Below are 6458 nucleotides of genomic sequence, written 5' to 3'. Positions count from 1 at the left end.
GTTACAGAACAGCGAGAGAAGTGTATTTAGAAAACCGACAGGAGGCAACGCAGCATGAACAGTAAGGTAAACAAAAAAGAGCCTAACGGCTCTTTGTCTCAAGATGGTTTGGCTGTCGCAGTTGAGGGTTGCGGGCAGCGTCGAAGTGATGGTTGTATTATAACGTCAAATGCTTAGAAGTCAAGATAGGCGGGGTTAAGGATGTAGCGTATAGCCACGTGCAAGGAGGGCTTGTTCTATTCTCCTAAGTTCGGCAGCACGATCGGTAACTGTGGCGGCAATCTGAGGATTATGGACTGCCTGAGAGACACCGTTAAGTACTTTCGCAAGATCCGCTGGATTTCCAGCACTGATGATGTCATTGATATTATCAGACACTTCCTTAACCCAGGCGTACTTGAGATCCTTGATGTTGCTTGCGGCGGTATCTCCCAGTGATTTTGCACGTGCGGCGTTAATAACACTGATCGGTTTGAACTGAAGATCAGCTTGTGCCATGTTTTGCAAATGGAAACCACCCTTAGTCTTAAGCGTAGGAGCGTTGCGAGCAAAGACACGGGTAAGCATTGTTTGGTCTATATTGCTACTCATGCGAGCCTTTTCGAGGTTTACAATCTGGCCGTCGTCAGCTTGCATATCAAAGGCTGCTTCAATCTCGGCAGCACTAGATGTACTTGTACCTGCAATCGCCTCTTCGACAATTTTCCCCGAGATATTCTTAGGAGTTTCGCCGGCCTTGTTAGCGCGATCCCTAAGAAGCATAACACCGGCTTTAACAGTCTCTTCGTTAGATTTGGTGATCTCACTAATAGCAGCGGCTTCCACCTTGGCTTCTCCACCCGTGTCGATACCTGCGGCGTATTGGAGAAGGCTAGGATTATTTTGGAGTTCTTCTGAGTAGTGCTGCAGCTGATATGCTTTAGCTGCTTCCGCACGTCGAGTGTCTGCACGCGTTGCAAACGATTCCTGTTGCAATTCCTGAGCAAGGTCTCGTCGTGAGGTCACGTAATTTGCGAGTGCACTGGCTGATAAGTTGGCTGGTGCGACCATGCTATTATCAGCCTCGCCAGCTCGCAACTCTTCCCAGTTCGCATCAACCTTTGCTTTAGAGAGGTCAACCTTAAGCTTAGCCGCTCGCGCTTGGATATCTAGATCTTGCATAGCGGCATTAGTGTGTTTAGAGGCTTCAAACTGAGCCTCAGCCGTTGCTTCACCTACGTTCTTAAGGAGTGATGCCTGCATAGAAGCCTGGTGGATTTGGTGTGCTGCATGGGTGTTCTCCCAGTTAGCCTCGGCCGTTGCTTCATTCGCCTTCCTCCAGCCTTCACGCTTGCGGTTACGGGCGTCGATAGATTTAGCTGCACGTGCCATAACGTTACGTCGAGATGGATTAGACGCAAGCATGCGCGCCTTTTGGTCTTCGCCGCGTTTTTGTGCCCAGCCGCGAGTACGATCAACCATACCCTTTTTAGGGTTATTCACGATACCAGCAACTTTACCGAGTAGTGATCCACTGACGCGTAGTAATAATGGTGTGATAGCGAGTGGTGCGATCTGAACAGCCATGCCAAGGATGATCATAGTAATGGATGTGGCATTCTGAATAATTGCAACGCCCGCAAGTTGTGAGCCTCCAAAGACTACAGAGAACGCCGGGAACATAATTAACATGGTTATACCGAGTTCGTGCCACTTCTTAAAGTACTTTTCGGTATTAGGTAGGATGTATGCTACAAACGCCAGCGGCGACACAATCACTAATATAGTAATAATAGCCTGGCGAGCGGCAATTACAAGGAGGGCTACAAGTACAGAAAGTAAAACGCCGAGCAGTATTGGGAGAAGCATATAAATAGCTCCAAATCCGGCGCCAAGTGCAGTGTATGTACCGATACCTAGCGCCGTGAGTGCTGTTCCACCTGAAAGTACAAAGCCAGTAACACTACTCCAGCTTGAAACCTGCCAGCCGTTGCCCTCATTCCCAATAAGGTTATTACGCATTGCGATGAATATATCTTGAATAGAATAACCAAGGATATTGGAAATATCGATTGCAACTGCACAGATCCAGTACGATACGTTCACGAATACGGCAGCCACAATAAGACGAGGTAATATCTTTTTGATGCCATAGTTTGAGATACCGAAGTTCGTAACCTGCGAGTAGATGATGACCATAAAGGCGATGACAAAAGCGACATTGGCAAAATCACGCATCATAAGCCAGGCTCGAAACAGTGAGTTATTCGAATTTGACTGTACTGGTCGAACAACCATAAAACCACTTAAGACACTGAAAAGCCAGTCCATTGCACTGGCGAGAAAGTTGGTGACTGGACAAACAATCCAGCCAATTCCTTGGACGGCACAACTCGTTGTCTTGTTGTTATTCGCGGAAGGTACGCTAACGCTTAACGTCTGTTGGCTGGTTGGATTGCTAAATTGATCCGGAGGCACAAAATTATATTCAACGTACTTAGCCGAGGTTGCCTTGGTCGGGTCGGCGTTGACGTCGAAGTAAATGACATGGGTCTTTTGTGGAGGTGTCGTACCGCCATTCGTGTTCACTTGCTGATCTTCGGTGTATGAATAAATATGCGTTCCCACAGGAAGCCCCATACTATTACCGGCCGGCGCATCCGGTTGTTTGTTATATTGCTGCTGGTTGTAAACGAGAGCATCTCCGTTCCATATCACATCCGTCGCCGCATAGGTTGGAACAGCTGCAATAAAAGTATAAGAGAAAGAAGCCACACTGACGGCAGCCACAAAGAGAAGTAGTTTCCGGATTGAAAGTCTGTTGAACAGACTAGCGCCTCGCTTCATCCACATATCTCTGTTATGGTAACATTTTATGCCATAAAAGTCAATGTAAAACAAGAAAAATTACACACGCTATGTGTCGATTAAATGCTTGGCGTTGCTAGAGGCTTGCACCTCCGGGTTATTTATCGTATTTTATAGTCAGGTATGAAGATAAAACAAACAATAGTTGGTAGCATTGTTGCACTCGGTATGATTGTGGGTATTGGCGGTGTGATTTCACGGTCGGCAGCTGCAGCAACGTGTGGTGGCGCGACAACGTCTATTATCTCGTGTTCGCAGGGTGCGAGTAAAAGTTCAAATGCCCAAGACACAGGTGTTTGGGGCTTGCTCGTGTTTATCCTTAAAATACTGACCGCTGGTGTTGGTATTGCTGCGGTTGGTGGTATTGTCTATGCTTCTATTCTGTATGCAAGTTCGTCAGATAGCGCTGAGCAGACTAAAAAAGCAAAAGATATTATTCGAAATGTCGCCATTGGCGTGATTGCCTATGCGTCGATGTATCTCCTCCTTAATTTCCTTGTCCCAGGCGGAGTTTTTCAATAAAAAAGGAACTATATGAATAAAAAAATATACAATTGGCTATCAGGACTCATCTTTGCCGTCTCAGTGGGAGTGACTTTTGTGATAGTACTGCCGATGACCGTTTCGGCTGCGCCAGCGCCACCAACCGATAGCGGTACTAGCACCTGCTCGGATACACTTCTAACGTTTCCTGCTTGGTTTAAAGGTCTTACAGACGGAAGCTGTAATATTAAAAGTCCTACAGATGCCGGTGGATTATCTACGTTTATTTGGACGATCGTCCTTAACATCATTGAAATGTGTCTACAGCTTGTAGGATATATAGCTGCCGGATTCATTATTCGTGGGGGTTTTAAATATATGACAAGTGTTGGCGAGCCCGCCGAAGTGGCAAAAGCGAAAAAGATGATGACTGATGCAATTATTGGTCTTATCCTTTCGATATTCTCTGTTGCTATCGTCAATCTCGTCTCTGGAGCAATAAAATAATGAGTTGGGATATGTTTCGTCAACTCGGCGCGACATTAAATGCTGGCGATCTTAATATCCCAGTTCCCCAGGGAGGTGCTTCGGGTGCCCTTGATAATATTCTCAACGTTGTATATAGCTCAGCTGGCGTTTTGGCGGTTATCGTTATTATCTACGGAGCCTATATTTATGTGACGTCTGATGGTAATGCGAGTAATGTTAAGCGAGGAAAAGATGCCATACTCGGTGCTGTGATCGGTATTATCATTATTATTATGGCGTTTGTTATAACACAATTTATAGTGGGGAAATTTTAAATGAAAAAGTGGAAACAATTTCTTACAGCGTTCGGTATCGTAGCTGGTGTGGGAGCTGCCGTTTTACCGGCGCAGCCTACGTATGCGGTAAACGTATTTAGTCAATGTAGCAGCAATAGTACTTCGGCGGTTTGTAAATCAACTGGTGATAGTTTTAACTCTATGATTAAGACAGTTATTAATATCCTACTGTACGTGCTTGGTATGGTTGCTGTTATTATGATAGTTATCGGTGGTATTCGTTACACAACGTCGAATGGCGATGCTAGTGCAGTGAAATCTGCCAAGGATACCATCCTCTATTCTGTTATCGGGTTAGTCGTTGCCATTATGGCTTACTCGATCGTAAACTTTGTTGTTAGTTGGTTTTAAAGGAGAAAATATGAAAAAACTAAAACTTATCATTACATCGATTGCTGTCATTGTTGGCTTTATGACCCTCACGACATCATATGTAGGTGCTGCTCCACCTCCACCTCCACCCCCATCCCCGGCGAGTCAAATTGGCAGCGGGTCTGATGCCGCCGGCGGCAGCGGTGCTGCTTCGCTCGGAGGTACTATCAAGACGATTATTAACGTTCTCTTGTACCTACTTGGCGCGATTGCAGTAGTTATGATTGTTATCGGTGGTATCAAGTACACAACGTCGAATGGCGATAGTAGCTCTATCACGAGTGCCAAGAATACTATCCTCTATTCCGTGATCGGTCTCGTAGTTGCAATTATGGCCTACGCGATCGTAAACTTCGTTGTAGCTCAGTTCAAGTAAAAGTATTAACAAAAATCACCCTCTTTGATATAAAATAAAGAGAGTAAATCCCTAAGAAAGGAATGACAATGAAAAATATTATCAAAAAAAGTCTGCAGGCGTTGCTGATCGTACCGGCCCTTGCGCTCGGAGTAACTGCTGCTGCCAATGTGGTGAGTGCCCCTGTTGCTAACGCCGCTAACTGTACAACAGATGCGAGCGGTGGCCTTTCTGGAGGTGCAAACTGTGCCCAGGGCGCAAACCAACAGTCTGACCTCTTTGGTAGCAACGGCGTCTTCAAAACCATTACTAATGTGCTTCTTTTCGTTATTGGTGCCATCTCAGTTATTATGCTGATTATCGGTGGTATCCGTTACGTTGTATCAGGTGGCGATAGTAGTGCGGTTACAAGCGCCAAAAACACAATTCTATATGCAATTGTTGGTATTGTTGTTGCCATCCTGGCTTACGCATTGGTTAACTTTGTCATCTCTAGCTTTGCAGCCAACCAATAAACAAACACATTGAATCTTAATACAGCTTCGTTATGAAGCTGTATTTTTTATGGCTTGTTTTGAAGCGAAAATAAAAACTCCCTTTTACGGGAGTCTCTATTTTTAAACCCCGACTATTACTGAATAGTAATTTTCTTGGCTTGCTCTTGTTTGATCTTGCTGAAACTGATAGTAAGAACGCCGTCTTTAAGGACCGCCTCTACCTCATCTTCTTTTACTGGAACGGGCAGTGCTAGCGTGCGACTGAATTCCCCCCAGTAGCATTCCTGGATATGCCAGTTAATGGCATCGGTGTCATCGCCGCTTGAAAGCGTGCCGCTGATGGTTAAAATACCATCACTAATGCTGACATCGAGGTCTTCTTTATTTACCCCTGCTGTACGTGCTTTTACGATAAGTTTGACGTCGGTTTCGTAGACATCGACAGCGAGTTGACCAGGAAAATCATCTTCTGATTCTTCCCAGGCGTTCTCATCAGCTACAGGTGCTTGTGGTTGCGGCGCTGCCTGCTGACTTTGGCTGAGCTCATCGTCGTTCAAAAACGCGGCAGCAAGTTCATCTTCGATCAATAGATCATCATTTTGTTTACGGGCCATGATATCCTCCACTTTTCTCTAGGCTCTATTGACAAATCGTCCTTCACATTATAACTAACATTTACCGTATAATCAACAAAACGGTAATGCAAAACGTAAAAAGTACAATGTTTGGAAGACTGGCTGCGACAGTCTGTACACACCTCTGTTACAAGTATGGAAAATAGAGTCATTTTTATATGAAAATTGTAAATATAACATCGTTAGTGGGAATTTTGAGAGATTCACGGTTTGTCGCAAGTTGAGTCGGTTTTTTGCTTACCCATACGACTCGCGTAACCCTTACAAAGGGCTTGCAGGTGTTGGTGAAAGACCTGTTTTTCTGCAAAAAATAATCGGTAGTTATAAGTTTTACAACAGCCATGCTGCAGACCATGTTTTGACTGAACTTTCAATAGCTCTCGAACGGGCATTCTTGCGTTCTATGTGTTCCCTGCTAATTTGTATGTTCGTCAATGATCATACT

The 6458-nt window shown here is 45.0% G+C and carries 8 protein-coding genes; 6 read left to right on the top strand and 2 right to left on the bottom strand.

Annotated elements, in window-relative coordinates:
• Window positions 1-195: 195 nt before the first annotated feature.
• Window positions 196-2832: a hypothetical protein gene (locus VLG36_00450; protein ID HSW77250.1), complete on the bottom strand. Its 2637-nt coding sequence runs from the start codon at window positions 2830-2832 to the stop codon at window positions 196-198.
• Window positions 2833-2970: 138 nt separating this feature from the next.
• On the opposite strand from VLG36_00450, the gene VLG36_00445 reads away from it, so the two are divergent.
• The 6 genes from VLG36_00445 to VLG36_00420 all read left to right on the top strand — a co-directional run bounded on the left by VLG36_00445 (window position 2971) and on the right by VLG36_00420 (window position 5396).
• Window positions 2971-3369 (top strand): hypothetical protein, encoded by a 399-nt coding sequence (locus tag VLG36_00445; GenBank protein ID HSW77249.1) that lies wholly within the window; start codon window positions 2971-2973, stop codon window positions 3367-3369.
• 12 nt (window positions 3370-3381) lie between these two features.
• Entirely contained in the window at window positions 3382-3837 is a 456-nt protein-coding gene (locus VLG36_00440) for a pilin (GenBank protein HSW77248.1), read from the top strand.
• 11 nt (window positions 3838-3848) lie between these two features.
• A complete protein-coding gene (locus tag VLG36_00435) occupies window positions 3849-4133 on the top strand; it encodes a hypothetical protein (protein HSW77247.1) in 285 nt (94 codons plus the stop codon).
• A complete protein-coding gene (locus tag VLG36_00430; protein HSW77246.1) occupies window positions 4134-4505 on the top strand; it encodes a pilin in 372 nt (123 codons plus the stop codon).
• Between the two features lie 10 nt (window positions 4506-4515).
• On the top strand, window positions 4516-4902 hold the full coding sequence (locus VLG36_00425) for a hypothetical protein (protein ID HSW77245.1): 387 nt from the start codon (window positions 4516-4518) through the stop codon (window positions 4900-4902).
• Window positions 4903-4970: 68 nt separating this feature from the next.
• Entirely contained in the window at window positions 4971-5396 is a 426-nt protein-coding gene (locus tag VLG36_00420; GenBank protein HSW77244.1) for a hypothetical protein, read from the top strand.
• A 116-nt stretch (window positions 5397-5512) separates the two neighbouring features.
• Here the strand turns inward: VLG36_00420 and VLG36_00415 are convergent, their stop codons facing one another.
• Window positions 5513-5992: an Hsp20/alpha crystallin family protein gene (locus VLG36_00415; protein ID HSW77243.1), complete on the bottom strand. Its 480-nt coding sequence runs from the start codon at window positions 5990-5992 to the stop codon at window positions 5513-5515.
• Between the last annotated feature and the right edge of the window lie 466 nt (window positions 5993-6458).

It is taken from the genome of Candidatus Chromulinivoraceae bacterium (assembly GCA_035478595.1).
GTDB lineage: Bacteria > Patescibacteriota > Saccharimonadia > Saccharimonadales > Saccharimonadaceae > CAMLKC01.
This window is presented reverse-complemented; position numbering and strand designations above follow the sequence as displayed.

Excerpts from the sequence above, each read along its gene's own strand:
- VLG36_00415 (HSW77243.1), bottom strand. The coding sequence starts at position 5,992 with ATGGCCCGTAAACAAAATGATGATCTATTGATCGAAGATGAACTTGCT.
- VLG36_00430 (HSW77246.1), top strand. The coding sequence starts at position 4,134 with ATGAAAAAGTGGAAACAATTTCTTACAGCGTTCGGTATCGTAGCTGGT.
- VLG36_00450 (HSW77250.1), bottom strand. The coding sequence starts at position 2,832 with ATGTGGATGAAGCGAGGCGCTAGTCTGTTCAACAGACTTTCAATCCGG.
- VLG36_00440 (HSW77248.1), top strand. The coding sequence starts at position 3,382 with ATGAATAAAAAAATATACAATTGGCTATCAGGACTCATCTTTGCCGTC.
- VLG36_00435 (HSW77247.1), top strand. The coding sequence starts at position 3,849 with ATGTTTCGTCAACTCGGCGCGACATTAAATGCTGGCGATCTTAATATC.
- VLG36_00445 (HSW77249.1), top strand. The coding sequence starts at position 2,971 with ATGAAGATAAAACAAACAATAGTTGGTAGCATTGTTGCACTCGGTATG.
- VLG36_00425 (HSW77245.1), top strand. The coding sequence starts at position 4,516 with ATGAAAAAACTAAAACTTATCATTACATCGATTGCTGTCATTGTTGGC.
- VLG36_00420 (HSW77244.1), top strand. The coding sequence starts at position 4,971 with ATGAAAAATATTATCAAAAAAAGTCTGCAGGCGTTGCTGATCGTACCG.